Raw genomic sequence first — 16760 nt, 5'->3', positions numbered from 1 at the left:
TGTCGGCGACACCCCGCTGGTCGAGCACCTGCTGAGCTCACACTTTCCGACGCTCCCTTTCGTTCGCCAACTCGGCGGTCACCACGTCCAGCGCCATCGACTGGTTGTAGCCACGGCGGGCCAGCATTCCCACCAGCCGTCGCGCCACCTTGTTCTCGGCATCCCTGTCGTCGGGGTCGCCGAGCTTCTCGCGGCGTAGCTTGTCACGGACCAGTTGTTCGGCACGGGTGCGTTCGGCGCCGGCATCGATCCCGGCCAACGCCGCGTCGATCACCTCGTCGTCGACGCCCTTCTTGCGCAACTCGGCGGCCAGGGCACGCTTGCCCTTTCCGGCGTTGATGCGTCGCGAACGCACCCACTGCTCAGCGAAGTCCTCGTCGTCGATCAGGCCGACCTGCGTCAAGCGGTCCAGGACCGCGACGCTCACGTCGTCGGGGTATCCGCGCTTGGCGAGCTGCGCCTCGAGCTCGGCACGCGTCCTGGCCCGGGCGGTGAGCAGACGCAGGCACAGGGCCCGCGCCTGCTCAGCACGCTTGTCGGACTCGTCGACCTGAGCTCCGGCCGGGTCAGAAGTCGACGGGAGCGGGAAGAGCGTCATCGGCTGCATCATCGGTCAACTGAGCCCCGATACCGAGCTTCTCTTTGATCTTCTTCTCGATCTCGTTGGCCACGTCGGGGTTCTGCAGCAGGAAGTTCCGGGCGTTCTCCTTACCCTGGCCGAGCTGCTCCCCGTCATAGGTGAACCAGGATCCGGACTTGCGGATGAAGCCCTGCTCGACACCCATGTCGATGAGCGAGCCCTCCCGGCTGATCCCGCGGCCGTACAGGATGTCGAACTCGGCCTGTTTGAACGGCGGCGAGACCTTGTTCTTGACGACCTTGACCCGGGTGCGGTTGCCGACCGCGTCGGTGCCGTCCTTGAGCGTCTCGATACGCCGGACATCCAGGCGGACCGAGGCGTAGAACTTCAGCGCCTTACCGCCCGTGGTGGTCTCGGGGGACCCGAACATCACGCCGATCTTCTCGCGCAGCTGGTTGATGAAGATCGCGGTGGTGCCCGAATTGTTCAGCGCCCCGGTCATCTTGCGCAGCGCCTGGCTCATCAGGCGGGCCTGCAGGCCGACGTGGCTGTCACCCATCTCCCCTTCGATCTCCGCGCGCGGCACCAGCGCCGCCACCGAGTCGATGACCAGGATGTCCAGCGCGCCGGAGCGCACCAGCATGTCGGCGATCTCGAGTGCCTGCTCACCGGTGTCGGGCTGGGACACCAGCAGCGCGTCGGTGTCGACACCGAGCTTCTTGGCGTACTCCGGATCCAGGGCGTGCTCGGCGTCGATGAAGGCGGCGATACCGCCGGCGGCCTGCGCGTTGGCGACGGCGTGCAGCGCGACGGTGGTCTTACCGGAGGACTCCGGACCGTAGATCTCGATGACACGGCCGCGGGGCAGTCCGCCGATACCGAGCGCGACGTCGAGGGCGATCGACCCGGTCGGAATGACCGCGATCGGCGGGCGCACGTCCTCGCCGAGTCGCATCACCGACCCCTTGCCGAAGTTCTTGTCGATCTGCGCGAGCGCCAGTTCCAGGGCCTTCTCGCGATCAGGGGCTTGCGGTGCCATGGTGATACCTCTCCGGTAGTCGTTGTTGACCGGTTCTCGGTCGGTTGGCCGTGACGCTAGGCGAAGCCACCGACAAGTCCTTCGTACGATGTCTGCGGTCGAACTCCCCCCACAGTAGACGAACAGGTGTTCGATTCAAGTGGACACGCCGACGGCTCACCTTTTCCGGGCATGACGCGTCCGGATCCCGGCCGGTACCGCCGAGATGGCGGCGTACAGGTACCGGCCGCAGGTCGGCGGCGGTGACAGCGCATGAGCACGTGTCGTGAAGGCGCACGGCTTCACCGGCACCCGCGACGACGGCTCTCCGACTACGCCGAGGCGTTCGGCGGCGCCGGCCGCATCGTCGTGATACGGGCCTCGTCGTTCAGCGACGGACACATCCTCGCCGCCTCCGCCGGGGATCCCCGGACCGCCGCGACGACCTCGCCGGACGCCAGGACCGGCTTCGAGGCGATTCTCGGCCCGAACTCCTTGGGGCGCAACGAGTTCGTCGCTCGGCTGGACGCGCCGCGCGCGCCGGTCCTATCGTGGATCATCCGCCACGGAACGGACTCTCATGCACGAGATGGCGATCACCCAGAGTGTCGTCGATGCCGTGTGTGAACACGCCGCCGGACGCCGCGTGCACGGCGTGACACTGGAAATCGGCGCGCTGTGCGCACTGGTCCCCGACTCGATGCAGTTCTGCTTCGAACTGGCCACCGAGGGCACCGTCGCCGAAGGCGCACAGCTGGACATCGACGTGCGCCCCGGCACCGCACACTGCCGCGCCTGCGGCGCCGACTTCGCGCTGGCGGACTTCTTCCTGCTCTGCCCCTGCGGCAGTGCCGACGTCGAGGTGACCGCCGGCCAGGACATCAGGATCCGATCGATGGAAGTGAGCTGACCATGTGCGCAACCTGCGGCTGCGGCGAGAACACATCGACGATCACCGGACACCCCCACGACCACGCCCACCCCCATGACCACCCCCATGACCATGACAGTCGGCGCACCCACACCGTCGATCTCGAGCACCGGGTACTCGCAAAGAACGACGCCCTGGCCGAACAGAACCGCCGGTGGCTCGCGCAACGCCGCATCCTCGCGCTGAACCTGACCAGTTCGCCCGGCGCTGGGAAGACCACACTGCTGGAGCGGACCATCCGCGAGATGGACGCCGCCGGCCCGGTGACGGTCATCGAGGGCGATCAGGAAACCCTGCTCGACGCCGAACGGATCCGGGCCACCGGCGCACCCGCGGTGCAGATCAACACCGGGGCCGGCTGCCACCTGGACGCCCAGATGATCGGTGATGCGCTAGGGGTTCTCAACCCGCCCGAACACTCGCTGCTGTTCATCGAAAACGTGGGAAACCTGGTCTGCCCGGCCATGTTCGATCTCGGGGAGCACGCCAAGGTGGTGATCATCTCGGTGACCGAGGGCACCGACAAACCTCTGAAGTACCCGCACATGTTCGCCGCCGCCGGGCTGGTGCTGATCAACAAATCCGATCTGCTGCCCTACGTCGACTTCGACGTCGACCGCTGCGCCGACCACGCACGGTCGGTCAACCCCGGCGTCGACGTGCTGACGGTGTCGGCCAAGACCGGCGCGGGCACCGCGGATTGGTACCGCTGGGTCCGATCGCGGCAAACCGGAACCGGTGCGGGGACCTAGATCCATCGATCCGTTGACAACGGCCGTTCGGCGCGAGTAAACCAAAACCAGCGGCGTGCAAGTGGGCCGACGGTCGACTCCGATGCCGCAGGGGTCCCAGCCCGGCCCCGGAAAGCTGTGACACATGCCGAGCGAGGCAGCAGTCAAAGCGGAAGAGGCATTGATCCACGTGCTGTGGATCAACGCCGGACTGAGTTGTGACGGCGATTCGGTGGCGTTGACTGCCGCCACCCAACCGAGCATCGAGGAGATCGCGCTCGGCGCCCTCCCCGGTCTGCCCAAGGTCGCCGTCCACTGGCCCCTGATCGACTTCGAATGCGGGCCCAGCGGAGGTGCGGACGACTTCCTCGAATGGTTCTTCAGAGCAGACAGAGGCGAACTGGAACCATTCGTGTTGGTCGTCGAGGGGTCCATCCCCAACGAGAAGATCAAGGACGAAGGCTACTGGTGCGGGTTCGGCAACGATCCGGCGACCGGTCAGCCCATCACCACCAGCGAATGGTTGGACCGGCTCACCCCGAAGGCGACCGCCGTCGTCGCGGTCGGGACGTGCGCCACCTACGGCGGTATCCATGCGATGGCGGGCAACCCGACCGGCGCGATGGGTGTGCCCGACTACCTCGGATGGGACTGGAAGTCCAAGGCAGGGATCCCGATCGTGTGCGTGCCAGGCTGCCCGATCCAGCCGGACAACCTCTCCGAGACGCTGACGTACCTGCTGTACATGGCCACCGACCAGGCGCCGATGATCCCACTGGACGACGCGCTGCGGCCAAAATGGCTGTTCGGGGCGACCGTGCACGAAGGCTGTGACCGCGGCGGTTACTACGAGCAGGGTGACTTCGCGACGGAGTACGGATCTCCCAAGTGCATTGTGAAACTCGGGTGCTGGGGTCCGGTCGTGAAATGCAACGTTCCCAAACGGGGCTGGATCAACGGGGTCGGCGGATGTCCGAACGTCGGCGGCATCTGTATCGGGTGCACGATGCCAGGATTCCCGGACAAGTTCATGCCGTTCATGGACGAACCAACCGGCGGCAAGCTGTCCTCGACCGCGTCCGGGCTGTACGGATCGATGATCCGCAGCCTGCGCCACATCACCGGCCGCACCGTCGACCACGAACCCCGGTGGCGGCACCCCGGCGAGAAACTCGAATCAGGAGCGGCCCGCACCTGGTAGGAGCGGAGGCCCGGGCACATTCCGGCGAACCACCCGACGCCCGCCGCACGCGTGAACTGCGCAGCGTCACAGAGAGAGAAGAAGTTCGATGACAACGACCATTCCCGAGCCGTCCCACGTCAAGCGTGACCCCGGTCAACTCGTGGAAATGGCGTGGGACCCGATCACCCGCATAGTCGGCAGCCTCGGCATCTACACCAAGATCGATTTCGAGAACCGGGAGGTGGTGGAGTGCCACAGCACCTCGTCGATCTTCCGCGGCTACTCGATCTTCATGAAGGGCAAGGATCCCCGGGACGCCCATTTCATCACCAGCCGCATCTGCGGTATCTGCGGCGACAACCACGCCACCTGTTCGTGCTACTGCCAGAACATGGCCTACGGCGTCAAACCGCCGCACCTCGGCGAGTGGCTGATCAATCTCGGCGAAGCCGCAGAATACATGTTCGACCACAACATCTTTCAGGAGAATCTGGTAGGGGTCGACTACTGCGAGAAGATGGTCGCCGAGACCAACCCCAGCGTGCTCGCCAAAGCCGAGAACACCCCGTCCCCGCACGCCGACGCGCACGGCTACCGCACCGTCGCCGACATCATGAGAGCGCTCAATCCGTTCACCGGCGACTTCTACCGGGAAGCGTTACAGGTCAGCAGGTGGACCCGGGAGATGTTCTGCCTCATGGAGGGACGCCATGTCCACCCGTCGACGCTGTACCCGGGCGGCATCGGCACCACGGCCACCGTCCAGCTGATGACCGACTACATGACCCGGCTGATGCGCTATGTCGAGTTCATGAAGAAGGTCGTGCCGATGCACGACGACCTGTTCGACTTCTTCTACGAGGCGCTGCCCGGGTACGACCAGGTGGGGCTGCGGCGCACCCTGCTCGGATGTTGGGGCTCCTTCCAGGATCCCGAGGTGTGCAACTTCGCCTATAAGGACATGGAGCGCTGGGGTGACGCGATGTTCGTCACGCCCGGCGTGATCATCGACGGCAAGCTGCACACCCACTCCCTGGTCGACATCAATCTGGGAATTCGAATCCTGTTGGGCCACAGTTATTACGAGGACTGGTCCGATCAGGAGATGTTCGTCAAGACAGACCCGCTCGGCAACCCGATCGACCGGCGCCACCCCTGGAACCAGCACACCAACCCCAAGCCGCAGAAGCGGGACTTCGACGAAAAGTACAGCTGGGTGATGTCGCCGCGCTGGTTCGACGGCACCGATCACCTCGCGCTGGACACCGGCGGCGGCCCGCTGGCGCGGCTGTGGTCGACCGCGCTGGCCGGTCTGGTCGACATCGGCTACGTCAAGGCCACCGGCACCAGCGTGCGGATCAACCTGCCCAAGACGGCCCTGAAAGGTCCCGTCGAGTTGGAGTGGAAGATCCCCGGGTACGGCTCGAACACGTTGGAACGCAACCGGGCCCGGACGTACTTCCAGGCGTACGCCGCCGCGTGCGCGCTCCACTTCGCCGAGAAGGCGCTGACCGAGATCCGCGCCGGGCGCACCAAGACCTGGGAGAAGTTCGAGGTGCCCGACGAGGGCATCGGCTGCGGCTTCACCGAGGCGGTGCGCGGGGTGCTGTCCCACCACATGGTCATCCGCGACGGCAAGATCGCGAACTATCACCCGTATCCGCCGACCCCGTGGAACGCCAATCCGCGCGACAGCTACGGGACACCCGGACCGTACGAGGACGCGGTGCAGGGCCAGCCGATCTTCGAGGAGAACGACCGGGAGCACTTCAAGGGCATCGACGTGATGCGCACGGTGCGCAGCTTCGACCCGTGCCTGCCGTGCGGTGTGCACATGTATCTGGGCGGAGGCAAACAGTTGGACCTGCTGCACTCCCCCACCCAGTCCGTCACCGGGGAATAGGGCATGGGCCCGCCGGCCCCGCCGCGCCCCGACGACGCACAGTGGCGCACGGCGGGTGATCGGATCCAGACGCTGCTCGACGCGCTCGCGACCGGCGGCACCGTCGCCCGTGAGCGCGCCGAACAACTGGTCCGCGAGGTGACCGACCTCTACGGCGCCGCGCTCGAGCGGATGCTGGACACCGCGCTGGCCGCCGAACCCGAACTGGCGCAGGCCTTCACGGCCGACGATCTGGTAGCCAGCCTGCTGTTGGTACACGGTCTGCATCCGCACGACACCGAACGGCGGGTGGCCGACGCGCTCGCCTCGGTACGGCCCTATCTGGGTTCACACGGCGGCGACGTCACACTGCTCGGAGTGGCCGACGGCGTCGTCCGCCTGCAGTTGCTAGGCAGCTGCACGAATTGCCCGTCCTCGTCGGTGACGCTGGAACTCGCCGTCCAGGACGCGGTCCGCACCGCCGCCCCCGAGATCGCCGCCATCGAGGTGGTCGCGACCGAAGCAGATGGCCGACCCGGCGTCATCCCGGCCCATTCGTTGATGAGCCGTGTGCACGCCGGGCACTCCACGTGGCTTCCGGTGCCCGAACTGGCCGGCTTGCGCGACGGCGAGGTCGGCGGCTTCCGCACCGCAGGCGTGAGCGCCCTGGCGTGCCGCGTGGACGGCGTCGTGGTCGCCTACCGCGATCGGTGCGCCGCGTGCGCAGGCTCATTGGCCGGAACCCGGCTGGCCGGCACCGTGGTGCACTGCCCGGGGTGCGGCGCGCGGTTCGACGTGCTCCGCGCCGGGCGCGGGGTCGGCGGCGACGGCCACCTGGAACCGATCCCGGTGCTCGAACGCGACGGCGTGTTGTCGCTGGCCGTACCGGCGTCCGCGGAGGTGGCGTGATGCCGGGAGCCTTCGACGTGCTGGCCCGGGTCCGGGCCGATCGGGCGGCCCCCCGGCCGGCCGGGGAGCGCTGCGAGATGTGCGCCGAACCCGTCGGCGACGAACACCAGCACGTGGTCGACGTCGAAGGCAGACAACTGATGTGTGTCTGTCGCGGCTGCTATCTGCTGTTCACCGATACCGCTGCGACATTGCGCTATCGGGCGGTGCCGGACCGGTACCTGGCCTTCCCGGACCTCGCGTTGGACCGCCGGGTGTGGGAGCGCCTGCAGATCCCGGTCGGCCTTGCGTTCTTCTTCCACAACTCCTCGCTCGGGCGCACCGTGGCGTTCTATCCCGGCCCGGCGGGGGCCACCGAATCGGAACTTGATCTGCAGGCGTGGAACGACATTCGCGGCGACGACCCGCGGGTTGACCGGCTGGCCGCAGACACCGAGGCCCTGCTGGTCCGCATCCCCGACATCCCTGACGCCACGCCACGGGGATACTTGGTCCCGATCGACGCCTGCTACGAGTTCGTCGGGCGACTGCGCATGCTGTGGCACGGATTCGATGGAGGCTCCGAGGCCCATGACTTCGTCGATGGGTTCTTCACCCTCCTCGACCAGCGCGCGCCGGCGGTGCCACGCCCATGACCGAGATCCACTTCACCGTCGTCGACATCGCGCCCGAGCCCTACGCCGTCACCCCGGTCCTGACCGCCCGGGTCGGCGTCGCGGCCGACGGTGACACTCCGGTCCACGCGCTCGCGCTGCGATGCCAGGTGCGCATCGAACCGTTGCGGCGCAGCTATTCCGACGCTGAGGCTGACGGACTGGTGGACCTGTTCGGACCCCGGGAGCGGTGGTCGACCACCCAGCAGACCTTCCTGTGGCAGCACACCGCCGCGGTCGTCGCCGGGTTCACCGGCGACACGATCGCCGAGCTGCCGCTGGAGTGCACCTATGATTTCGAGGTCAAGGCCGCCAAATATCTGCTCGCACTCGGCACCGGCACCGTTCCGCTGCGATTCCTGTTCAGCGGAACGGTTTTCACGCAGGGCGAGCGGGGTTTCAGCGTTCGTCAGGTGCCGTGGGACCGCGAGGAACGCTTCGACATGCCGGTGGCGGTGTGGCACGACCTCATCCGGCAGCACTACCCCGGCACCGGCTGGTTGCGCCTGACCCGCGACACCATCGACGCGCTGGCGGCCTACCGGTCGGCGCGCGGGTTGCTCGGCTTCGACGACGCGGTCACCGAACTGCTCGCCGCGGCCAGGGAGTTGCGATGAGCACCGGATGGGACCGGGCCCGCGCCGTCGCCGACGCGGTGCTCTACGAGGGCTACCTGCTCTACCCGTACCGCGCGACTTCCGGGAAGAACCAGTCACGCTGGCAGTTCGGGGTACTGGGCCCGCCGGGCGCCGAACAGGCCGGCATCGGCGAGAACGACTCGCTGTCGGCGCAGCTGCTCGTCGAACCCGACGGCGTGCCGACGCTGTCCGGCGCGGTGCGCTTCCTGCAGCTGCAGCAGCGCAGCGCCGAGCGCGGCACCCCGGCCGGCTATCAGCGGGTGCACGAACTGCAGGCCGGCCCCCGCCGGTGGCTCAGCTGGGACGAAGCGGTGGAGTGCGAGGTCGCGATCGACCCCGCACCGGTGACCGGTTCGCCTCGCACGGTGGACATCTCGATACCCGCAGGCCGCGACGTCGAGACCGTCGATGGCGGCAGACTGGTGCGCGAGCGGCGCAGCCTGCACGGTCAACTGGCGATCGGCGCCGAACCATGCGACGGCCTGGTGCGGTTGACGCTGGAGGTCCGCAACACCGCGGTCCCCGCGGCGGACAAACGCGAGGCGATCGCGACCTCGCTGATCGGCGCCCACCTGCTGCTGGAGATCGACGGGGCCCAATTCGTCTCGCTGCTCGAGCCTCCCGACCGGGCCGCCCAAGCCGCGGCACGATGTCGCCAGCACCGCTGCTTCCCGGTGCTCGCCGGCCGGCCCGGTGAGCGCGACCTGGCGCTGGTGTCGCCGATCATCCTCTACGACCACCCCGAGATCGCCGAACAGAGCCAGGGCGACCTGTATGACGCCTGCGAGATCGACGAGATCCTGACGCTGCGCGTGATGACCATGACCGACGAGGAGAAGTCGGCGGCGCGGGCGACCGACCCGCGGGCCGCCGACATCATCGACCGCTGCGACTCGATGTCCCCGGAGGCCATGCTCGGTCTGCACGGCGTGCTGCGCGACCCGCACGCGTGCACGCCACCGTTGATTCCCGAGATCCCCTCAGACACCGACTGGTGGGATCCGCGGGCCGACACCGCTGTCCGTCCGGAACTCGACGCCGTCCTGGTGAACGGCACCAGGGTCGCGCGGGGTAGCAGGGTGCGGCTGCACCCGTCGCGGCGCGCCGACGCCCAGGACCTGTTCTACGCCGACAAGACCGCGCGAGTGACGTCGGTGCACGCCGACGTCGACGGCGGCGAGCACATCGGTGTCGTCCTCGACGACGACCCCGCCGCCGACCTGCACGACTGGTACGGCCGTCATCTCTACTTCGCGCCCGACGAGGTGGAGCCGCTCGTGGAAGGGAGAGCACCATGGAAGTAGTCGGTCGGATCACGGTGGCACTGGTGGCCGCGACGGTCCTCGCGGTGGCGGTGGTCGGGGTGCGGTCGATCCCCGACATCCAGCGCTACCTGAGAATGCGCCGGATGTGAGCTGAGGAAGGACTCGTCATCACGCCCCGAATACTGGTGGCCGGGATCGGCAACATCTTCCTCGGAGACGACGGCTTCGGACCCGAGGTGATCCGGCGCGTCCCGCCCCGGCTCACCGGGCCGGACGTCCGGGTGACGGACTATGGGATCAGGGGCATGCACCTGGCCTACGACCTGCTCGACGACTGGTCGGCACTGGTCCTCGTCGACGCCGTTCCCGACCGCGGCGCGCCAGGCACGCTGGACGTCTTCGACGCTGATCTCCGAACCCGCACCGGCGCAACAGGTCTGGACGCCCACGCGATGGACCCGGTCGCGGTGTTCGCCAGCCTGGACGCGCTCGGTGGGACACCGCCGCGCACCGTGGTCATCGGCTGCCAGGTCGCGACGGTGGCGGAGGGTATCGGGCTCTCGCCCGTCGTCGCCGCCGCGGTACCGGCCGCCGTGCGTGCCGTCGAGGACGTGGTGGCCGGCCTGGCGGCGCACTCCGCGGCGGGGAGGGGCTGATCATGTGCCTCGGTATCCCAGGACAGGTGGTCGGCATGGTGGACGGCTACGGTGACCAGCTGGCGCTCGTCGACGTCGCCGGCGAACACCGCAAGGTCAACGTCGGCATGCTGCCCGAGGAACGCTTCGCGCCCGGCGACTGGGTGATCATCCACATGGGTTTCGTCGTCGAGAAGACCGACAAAGCCGGCGCGGACGCCGCGCTGGCCGGCCTGGAGCTGATGGGCAGAGGGCGCGCCGCCGAGGAGTCACCGTGAGGGGCCGCAGGCGGATCCGTGTCTGCGTGCGCGGTGTGGTGCAGGGCGTCGGCTTCCGGCCTTTCGTGTACACCCAGGCCACTGCGCTCGGACTGTCGGGTTCGGTACGCAACGACAGCACCGGCGCCCTCATCGAGATCGAGGGCGCCGAAGCGGACATCGATCGCTTCCTGTCCCGGCTGCGCACCGATCCACCGCCCCTGGCTTTCGTGGAATCTGTTGAGGTGCAGGATATTCTGCTGGTGGGCGGCACCGGATTCACGATCGCCGACACCTCGCGCACCGGCGGCGGCCGCACGCTCGTCTCCCCCGATGTCGCCATGTGCGCCGACTGCGCCTGCGAGTTGCGCGACCCGGGCAACCGCCGCTACCGGCACCCGTTCATCAACTGCACCAACTGCGGCCCGCGGTTCACGATCACCGCGGCACTGCCGTATGACCGCGCGTCGACCACGATGGCGGGCTTTCCGATGTGTGCCGCCTGCGCACGCGAATACACCGACCCCGCCGACCGCCGGTTCCACGCGCAGCCCATCTGCTGCCCGCAGTGCGGGCCGACGCTGCGATACCGGGACGGTACCGGAGGCGAAACCCACGGCGAGCTCGCGTTGCGTGCCGCCAGGGAGCTGCTGTGCGGCGGCGGCGTGCTGGCGGTCAAGGGCGTCGGCGGCTACCACCTGGCCTGTGATGCCGCCGATCACCACGCCGTCAACGGGCTGCGCACGCGGAAACGCCGCGGCGACAAACCGTTCGCGGTGATGGTGCCCGATCTCGCCGCGGCACGGACCATCGCCGAACCGGACCCGGCGTCCGCGGCGCTCCTGGGCAGCGTGGCCCGCCCGATCGTGTTGATCCCGCGGCGCTGCGGCGCGCCGATCGACCAGGCGGTGGCGCCGCACAACCCCGACCTCGGGGTGCTGCTGGCCTACACCCCGTTACACACCCTGCTGTTCGGCCTCGACGGCGACGAACCCGGGCCGCAGGCTCTGGTGATGACGTCGGGCAATCTGGGCGGCGAACCCATCTGCTTCACCGACACAGACGCGCTCCACCGGCTCCGCGGCCTGGCCGACGGATGGCTGATGCACGACCGGCCCATCCTCGTCCCCTGCGACGACTCGGTGATGCGCGCCGACACCCCGATCCGGCGCTCACGCGGTTACGCACCTCTGCCGATCGCCCTGCCGGTCGCGGTACCCCCCACACTCGCCGTGGGCGCAGATCTGAAGAACACCATGGCCGTCGCGGACGGCAGGTATGCCTGGCTCAGCCAGCACATCGGCGACATGGACGACCTGGCCACCCTGTCGGCGTTCGACTCCGCACAGCAGCATCTCCGGGTCCTGACCGCGGTGGAACCGGAGGTACTGGTCACCGATGCGCATCCGCGGTACCGCTCGACGGCGTGGGCGCTGCGCAACGCCGCCGGCCGTCCGGTACGCAGCGTGCAACACCACCACGCGCACCTGGCCGCGGTGATGGCCGAGCACGGCATGGACGGCGCCGCGCCCGTCCTCGGATTCGCCTTCGACGGAACGGGGTACGGCCCCGACGGGGCGGTGTGGGGCGGTGAGGTTCTGCTCGCCGACTACAAGGGTTACCGGCGGCTGGCCCGGCTGCGCTATGTGCCGCTGCCGGGCGGCGACGTCAGCGTGCTGCGTCCGTACCGGATGGCGCTGGCCCATCTGTGGGCCGCCGGCCTGCCGTGGACGCCGGACCTGGCACCGGTACGAACATGCCCGCCCCGGGAACAGCGGGTGCTGCGCCACCAGCTCGAGACCGGCCTGGGGTGCGCACCGACCTCCAGCATGGGCAGGCTGTTCGACGCGGTGTCGGCGCTGGCCGGCGTTCGTCAGATCGTCGATTACGAGGCGCAGGCGGCGATCGAACTCGAAGGTCGCTCCCGCGACTGTAACTGCGGCACAGCCGGTTACCGGTTCGCCGTCGACCACGCGCCATCCACGGCGGAGATCGACCCCGCCCCCGTGCTGTCGGCGGTGGTCGACGACGCCCGCGCCGGTGTCGCCGCCGGTGTGATCGGGGCGCGTTTTCACGACGCGGTGGCCGCGCTGATCCTCGAGCTCGCGCTCGCCAACCGCGGCTACACCGTGGCCCTCTCGGGCGGAACGTTCCAGAATGCCCTGTTGCTGCGCCGGTCGCGCATGCTGTTGGCCGCGAACGGGTTCGACGTCATCACACATCACCGTGTGCCACCCAACGACGGCGGTGTCGCGCTGGGTCAGCTGATCGTAGGAAACGCCGTCTGAAAGGGAGGACGCCGATGTGTCTGGCAGTACCGGGAAAGATCATCAGCATCGAAGAACGTGACGGCACGCTGATGTCGGTCGTCGACTTCGGCGGCGTCAAGAAGGATGTGTGCCTGCAGTACCTCCCCGACGCCGAGATCGGCCACTACGTCGTCGTCCACGTCGGCTTCGCCATCCAGCGGCTCGACGAGGAGTCGGCACGGCGCACGCTGGCCGAGTTCGAGCACCTCGGCGTCCTCAAGGAGGAATTCGCTGACGGTTTCGAGCTGGCAGCGCGGCAGGCGGGCACCGCCAATCCCGCAACCGACGGACCTTCGGAGGTGAGGTCGTGAAGTATCTCGACGAATTCAGCAACCCGGAGCTGGCCGCACGGCTCCTCGACCAGATCAGGTCGGCCACCACCCGACGCTGGTCGATCATGGAAGTCTGTGGCGGGCAGACCCATTCCATCATCCGGCACGGTATCGACCAACTGCTGCCGGACACCGTCGAAATGATCCACGGGCCGGGGTGCCCCGTGTGCGTCACGCCGTTGGAGATCATCGACAAGGCCCTGGAGATCGCATCCCGGCCGGACGTGATCTTCTGCTCGTTCGGCGACATGCTGCGGGTGCCCGGCAGCGAGAAGGACCTGTTCCGCGTCAAGAGCCAAGGGGGCGACATCCGGGTCGTGTACTCCCCACTGGACGCGCTGACGATCGCGCGGGACAACCCGGACCGGCAGGTGGTGTTCTTCGGTATCGGCTTCGAGACCACCGCGCCCGCCAACGCGATGACGGTCTACCAAGCCAAAAGGCTTGGCATCGGCAACTTCTCGCTGCTGGTGTCCCACGTGCTCGTACCGCCGGCGATCTCGGCGATCATGGAGTCCCCGACGTGCCGCGTCCAGGCGTTCCTGGCGGCCGGCCATGTGTGCACCGTGATGGGCACCGGTGAGTATCCGCCGCTGTGCGACAAGTTCGGAATCCCGATCGTGGTCACCGGTTTCGAGCCCCTGGACATCCTGGAGGGCATCCGGCGCACGGTGATGCAACTCGAATCCGGCCGCCACGAACTGGAGAACGCCTACCCCCGCGCCGTTCAGGACGTCGGCAACCCGGCCGCCAAGGCGATGCTGCTCGACGTGTTCGAGGTGACCGACCGGGCCTGGCGCGGGATCGGCGTGATTCCCGCCAGTGGTTGGCGGCTGTCCGACGCCTACCGGGATTTCGACGCCGAACAGCGCTTCGCCGTCAGCGACATCCACACCGAGGAGTCCGCGGTGTGCCGCTCCGGCGAGGTACTGCAGGGGCTCATCAAACCGCACGAGTGTGCGGCGTTCGGAACCCTGTGCACACCGCGAAACCCGCTGGGGGCCACCATGGTCTCGTCCGAGGGCGCCTGTGCGGCGTACTACCTGTACCGGCGCCTCGAGGTGACCAATGCCTGATACCGAGCCGGAGGCGAGCATCGATATGGAGTCGTGGGTGTGCCCGGCCCCGTTGCGCGACGCCCCCAACATCGTGATGGGACATGGCGGCGGTGGCGCCATGTCCGGCGAGCTCATCGAGCAACTGTTCCTGCCCGCGTACGGGCCGGCCGCCGACGCGGCGATGGGAGATTCGGCGATCGTCGATCTCGGCGGCGCCCGCCTGGCGTTCTCCACCGACTCGTTCGTCGTCAAGCCGATGTTCTTTCCGGGCGGTTCGATCGGCGACCTGGCGGTCAACGGCACGGTCAACGACCTGGCGATGGCCGGAGCGGTTCCGAAAGTGCTCTCGACCGCCTTCATCCTCGAGGAGGGCACGCCGCTGGAGGAGCTGGCACGGATTGCCCAGGCGGTGGGCACCGCGGCGCTGGCGGCCGGGGTCAGGCTGGTCACCGGTGATACGAAGGTCGTCGACTCCGGCCACGGTGACGGGGTCTATCTGAACACCGCGGGTATCGGGCTGATCGACGAGCGCACCGACATCCGTCCGCAGCGGGCGGCGCCGGGCGACGCGGTGATCGTCAGCGGCGACATCGGCGTCCACGGGGTTGCCGTGCTCAGTTGCCGCGAAGGCCTGGAGTTCGCCACCGCGGTCTCCAGCGACACCGCTCCGCTACACGGACTGGTGGCCGCGATGGTCGCCACGGGCGCGGACCTGCACGCACTGCGTGACCCGACGCGCGGTGGGCTGGCCGCGACGCTCAACGAGATCGCCCGGGCCGCCGGGGCCGGTGTGTCGATCGACGAACGCGCGCTGCCTGTTCCGGCGGCGGTGCGCGACGCGTGCAGCATGCTCGGCCTCGACCCGCTCTATGTCGCCAATGAGGGCAAGCTGGTCGCGTTCGTCGCCGCCGCGGACGCCGACCGGGTGCTCGCCGCGATGCGCGCGCATCCACTGGGCGCGCGCGCGGCGGTCATCGGCACCTGTGTTGCCGAACATCCGGGCATGGTGGTGGCCAGGACGGCGCTGGGCGGCACCAGGGTGGTGGACCTGCCGATCGGCGAGCAACTGCCCCGGATCTGCTGACATGCCGGCCCCCGCCGGACAGCACCGCACCGGCCACACGCTGTTCGCGCGTTTCGCCTATCCGCCGAACGAACTCGGGTACTGCGGGCCGGAGGACACCGGCGCGTTGCTCGGGACCGCGGAGCAGACGACCGCGGTGGCGCGGGAGTTCGACGGCGCGTGGCCGTACCTTCAGGCGATCGCGGACGCGGCGGGTGTGGCCGACCCGCTCGACCGGGACGTGGTGCGCACCTACTGGGTGGGCGGTCCGCTCCTCGACGCGGTGGGCCGCAAGGACCTGCTCGCCCGGCTCCGGTCAGCGTTCGCCGGTCAGGTGACGGGGCTGCTCGATGAGGTGGGCGATCAGGCAACTGCGTTGGCGCACCACAGTTTTCACGTGCTCGTAGTGTATCCGTGGGTGAGGTTCCTGGACCGAGACCCGGGCACAGCGCTGCGCATCCTGCAGAGTTGCCGGATCCGTTGGGGCACCGTGACTTCCGTTGACGACGACCATGTGCTCATCGACTCGGCGCCGCTCACCTTCGACGCCGGCCGTCTGTCGCTCGGCGAGCTCGAAACCGAGCGGGTGCGCTGGCACCGCGACGGCACGTCGCTGACCACCAGACCGGACGTCGGCGATGTCGTGGCCGCCCACTGGGACTGGGTGTGCGAGCGTCTGAGCGAGGCGGACACCGCCGCTCTGAACGCGGCGACGCAGGCCACCCTCGGACTCGTCGCCACCGCCAGAAACCAATCTTGACCAGGGAGAACGCCCCGAGCACGCGGTTTCGGTGACCACCCCGGGGGTATCCGCTCGAGCGGGCATGGCCGCGACGAGCGGAGGCCTGTGAGGAGGGCGACCCATGGACAATGGTAGAGAAAGCGGATCCCGCGACACTGGGTCAGATGAGCCGTCGGGCGGACCGGTAGATCGGCCGTCCGGCGCCATCGAGGGCGCCGAATCGGTGCCCAGTCACGGCGAACCGGGGCAGAGCGACTTCGAGACAGGATTCACGACGGAACCTCCGCGGGATGTCGAGCCCGAAGTGCCGCCGTACGCCGGGCGGAAGAAATCGGCTGATTCCGGAAGCGCAGGCGGCGAGCAGAATCACTGACCGGTCACCACTGGTCGCGGGGCACATCGAAGTCGGCGCACAGCGCCCGCCATACCTCGCGGGGCTCGACGCCGTCCTCGATCGCCTGCGCCGCGGTACGGCCGCCGATGCTGGTCAGAACATGGTCCATCAGCATCGACGAGGCCCGCACCGCACCGAACTGCCCCTCGACGAGTTCGTGGAATTCCGTCAACCGCACAG

The 16760-nt window shown here is 68.5% G+C and carries 19 protein-coding genes and 1 pseudogene; 17 read left to right on the top strand and 3 right to left on the bottom strand.

Features of this window, described 5'->3' with window-relative positions:
• Window positions 1-37: 37 nt before the first annotated feature.
• Both recX and recA read right to left on the bottom strand, forming a co-directional pair.
• Window positions 38-598 carry a recombination regulator RecX gene (recX, locus tag ACTWP6_RS17510; RefSeq protein ID WP_443188374.1) on the bottom strand — a complete coding sequence of 187 codons (561 nt, stop codon included), beginning with the start codon at window positions 596-598 and terminating at the stop codon, window positions 38-40.
• Window positions 567-1619 (bottom strand): recombinase RecA, encoded by a 1053-nt coding sequence (gene recA / locus ACTWP6_RS17505; RefSeq protein WP_260751712.1) that lies wholly within the window; start codon window positions 1617-1619, stop codon window positions 567-569. Before recA ends, recX begins: the two co-directional genes overlap by 32 nt.
• A 205-nt stretch (window positions 1620-1824) precedes the next feature.
• Between recA and ACTWP6_RS17500 the strand changes: the two are divergent.
• The 17 genes and pseudogenes from ACTWP6_RS17500 to ACTWP6_RS17420 form a co-directional block, all read left to right on the top strand.
• Window positions 1825-2123, top strand: a pseudogene (locus ACTWP6_RS17500) (hypothetical protein); the annotation flags it as partial.
• A 55-nt stretch (window positions 2124-2178) separates the two neighbouring features.
• Window positions 2179-2508, top strand: a complete 330-nt coding sequence (locus tag ACTWP6_RS17495) for a hydrogenase maturation nickel metallochaperone HypA/HybF (protein ID WP_443188373.1) — start codon at window positions 2179-2181, stop codon at window positions 2506-2508.
• 2 nt (window positions 2509-2510) lie between these two features.
• Window positions 2511-3281 carry a hydrogenase nickel incorporation protein HypB gene (hypB, locus tag ACTWP6_RS17490; protein ID WP_443188372.1) on the top strand — a complete coding sequence of 257 codons (771 nt, stop codon included), beginning with the start codon at window positions 2511-2513 and terminating at the stop codon, window positions 3279-3281.
• A gap of 124 nt (window positions 3282-3405) precedes the next feature.
• Window positions 3406-4461: a hydrogenase expression protein HypE gene (locus ACTWP6_RS17485; RefSeq protein ID WP_443188371.1), complete on the top strand. Its 1056-nt coding sequence runs from the start codon at window positions 3406-3408 to the stop codon at window positions 4459-4461.
• Between the two features lie 88 nt (window positions 4462-4549).
• Window positions 4550-6346, top strand: coding sequence for a nickel-dependent hydrogenase large subunit (locus ACTWP6_RS17480; protein WP_443188370.1), 1797 nt, complete (start codon window positions 4550-4552; stop codon window positions 6344-6346).
• Between the two features lie 3 nt (window positions 6347-6349).
• Window positions 6350-7234 carry a NifU family protein gene (locus ACTWP6_RS17475; RefSeq protein ID WP_443188369.1) on the top strand — a complete coding sequence of 295 codons (885 nt, stop codon included), beginning with the start codon at window positions 6350-6352 and terminating at the stop codon, window positions 7232-7234.
• Window positions 7234-7869 carry a DUF5947 family protein gene (locus ACTWP6_RS17470; RefSeq protein ID WP_443188368.1) on the top strand — a complete coding sequence of 212 codons (636 nt, stop codon included), beginning with the start codon at window positions 7234-7236 and terminating at the stop codon, window positions 7867-7869. Before ACTWP6_RS17475 ends, ACTWP6_RS17470 begins: the two co-directional genes overlap by 1 nt.
• Window positions 7866-8504 carry a DUF6084 family protein gene (locus ACTWP6_RS17465; RefSeq protein WP_443188367.1) on the top strand — a complete coding sequence of 213 codons (639 nt, stop codon included), beginning with the start codon at window positions 7866-7868 and terminating at the stop codon, window positions 8502-8504. Before ACTWP6_RS17470 ends, ACTWP6_RS17465 begins: the two co-directional genes overlap by 4 nt.
• Window positions 8501-9829 (top strand): hypothetical protein, encoded by a 1329-nt coding sequence (locus ACTWP6_RS17460; protein ID WP_443188366.1) that lies wholly within the window; start codon window positions 8501-8503, stop codon window positions 9827-9829. Before ACTWP6_RS17465 ends, ACTWP6_RS17460 begins: the two co-directional genes overlap by 4 nt.
• On the top strand, window positions 9820-9939 hold the full coding sequence (locus ACTWP6_RS17455) for a DUF6893 family small protein (protein WP_443188365.1): 120 nt from the start codon (window positions 9820-9822) through the stop codon (window positions 9937-9939). The genes ACTWP6_RS17460 and ACTWP6_RS17455 overlap by 10 nt, the downstream gene beginning before the upstream one ends.
• Before the next feature lie 30 nt (window positions 9940-9969).
• On the top strand, window positions 9970-10446 hold the full coding sequence (locus ACTWP6_RS17450) for a hydrogenase maturation protease (protein ID WP_443188396.1): 477 nt from the start codon (window positions 9970-9972) through the stop codon (window positions 10444-10446).
• Window positions 10447-10448: 2 nt separating this feature from the next.
• Window positions 10449-10703: a HypC/HybG/HupF family hydrogenase formation chaperone gene (locus ACTWP6_RS17445; protein WP_443188364.1), complete on the top strand. Its 255-nt coding sequence runs from the start codon at window positions 10449-10451 to the stop codon at window positions 10701-10703.
• The gene (gene hypF / locus ACTWP6_RS17440) at window positions 10700-12970 is read left to right on the top strand and encodes a carbamoyltransferase HypF (protein WP_443188363.1); all 2271 of its coding nucleotides are present in this window, start codon (window positions 10700-10702) and stop codon (window positions 12968-12970) included. Before ACTWP6_RS17445 ends, hypF begins: the two co-directional genes overlap by 4 nt.
• Window positions 12971-12984: 14 nt before the next feature.
• Complete coding sequence (locus tag ACTWP6_RS17435; protein ID WP_260751692.1) at window positions 12985-13302, top strand: HypC/HybG/HupF family hydrogenase formation chaperone; 318 nt, start codon at window positions 12985-12987, stop codon at window positions 13300-13302.
• Window positions 13299-14399: a hydrogenase formation protein HypD gene (hypD, locus tag ACTWP6_RS17430; protein ID WP_260751690.1), complete on the top strand. Its 1101-nt coding sequence runs from the start codon at window positions 13299-13301 to the stop codon at window positions 14397-14399. Before ACTWP6_RS17435 ends, hypD begins: the two co-directional genes overlap by 4 nt.
• Window positions 14392-15465 (top strand): hydrogenase expression/formation protein HypE, encoded by a 1074-nt coding sequence (gene hypE, locus ACTWP6_RS17425; protein ID WP_313901311.1) that lies wholly within the window; start codon window positions 14392-14394, stop codon window positions 15463-15465. Before hypD ends, hypE begins: the two co-directional genes overlap by 8 nt.
• A 1-nt stretch (window position 15466) precedes the next feature.
• Entirely contained in the window at window positions 15467-16204 is a 738-nt protein-coding gene (locus tag ACTWP6_RS17420) for a DUF6390 family protein (protein ID WP_443188362.1), read from the top strand.
• 359 nt (window positions 16205-16563) lie between these two features.
• On the opposite strand, the gene ACTWP6_RS17415 is transcribed toward ACTWP6_RS17420, so the two are convergent.
• Complete coding sequence (locus ACTWP6_RS17415; protein WP_260751686.1) at window positions 16564-16758, bottom strand: DUF3046 domain-containing protein; 195 nt, start codon at window positions 16756-16758, stop codon at window positions 16564-16566.
• Window positions 16759-16760: the final 2 nt, after the last annotated feature.

The organism is Mycobacterium sp. 4D054 (assembly GCF_052245755.1).
GTDB lineage: Bacteria > Actinomycetota > Actinomycetes > Mycobacteriales > Mycobacteriaceae > Mycobacterium.
This window is presented reverse-complemented; position numbering and strand designations above follow the sequence as displayed.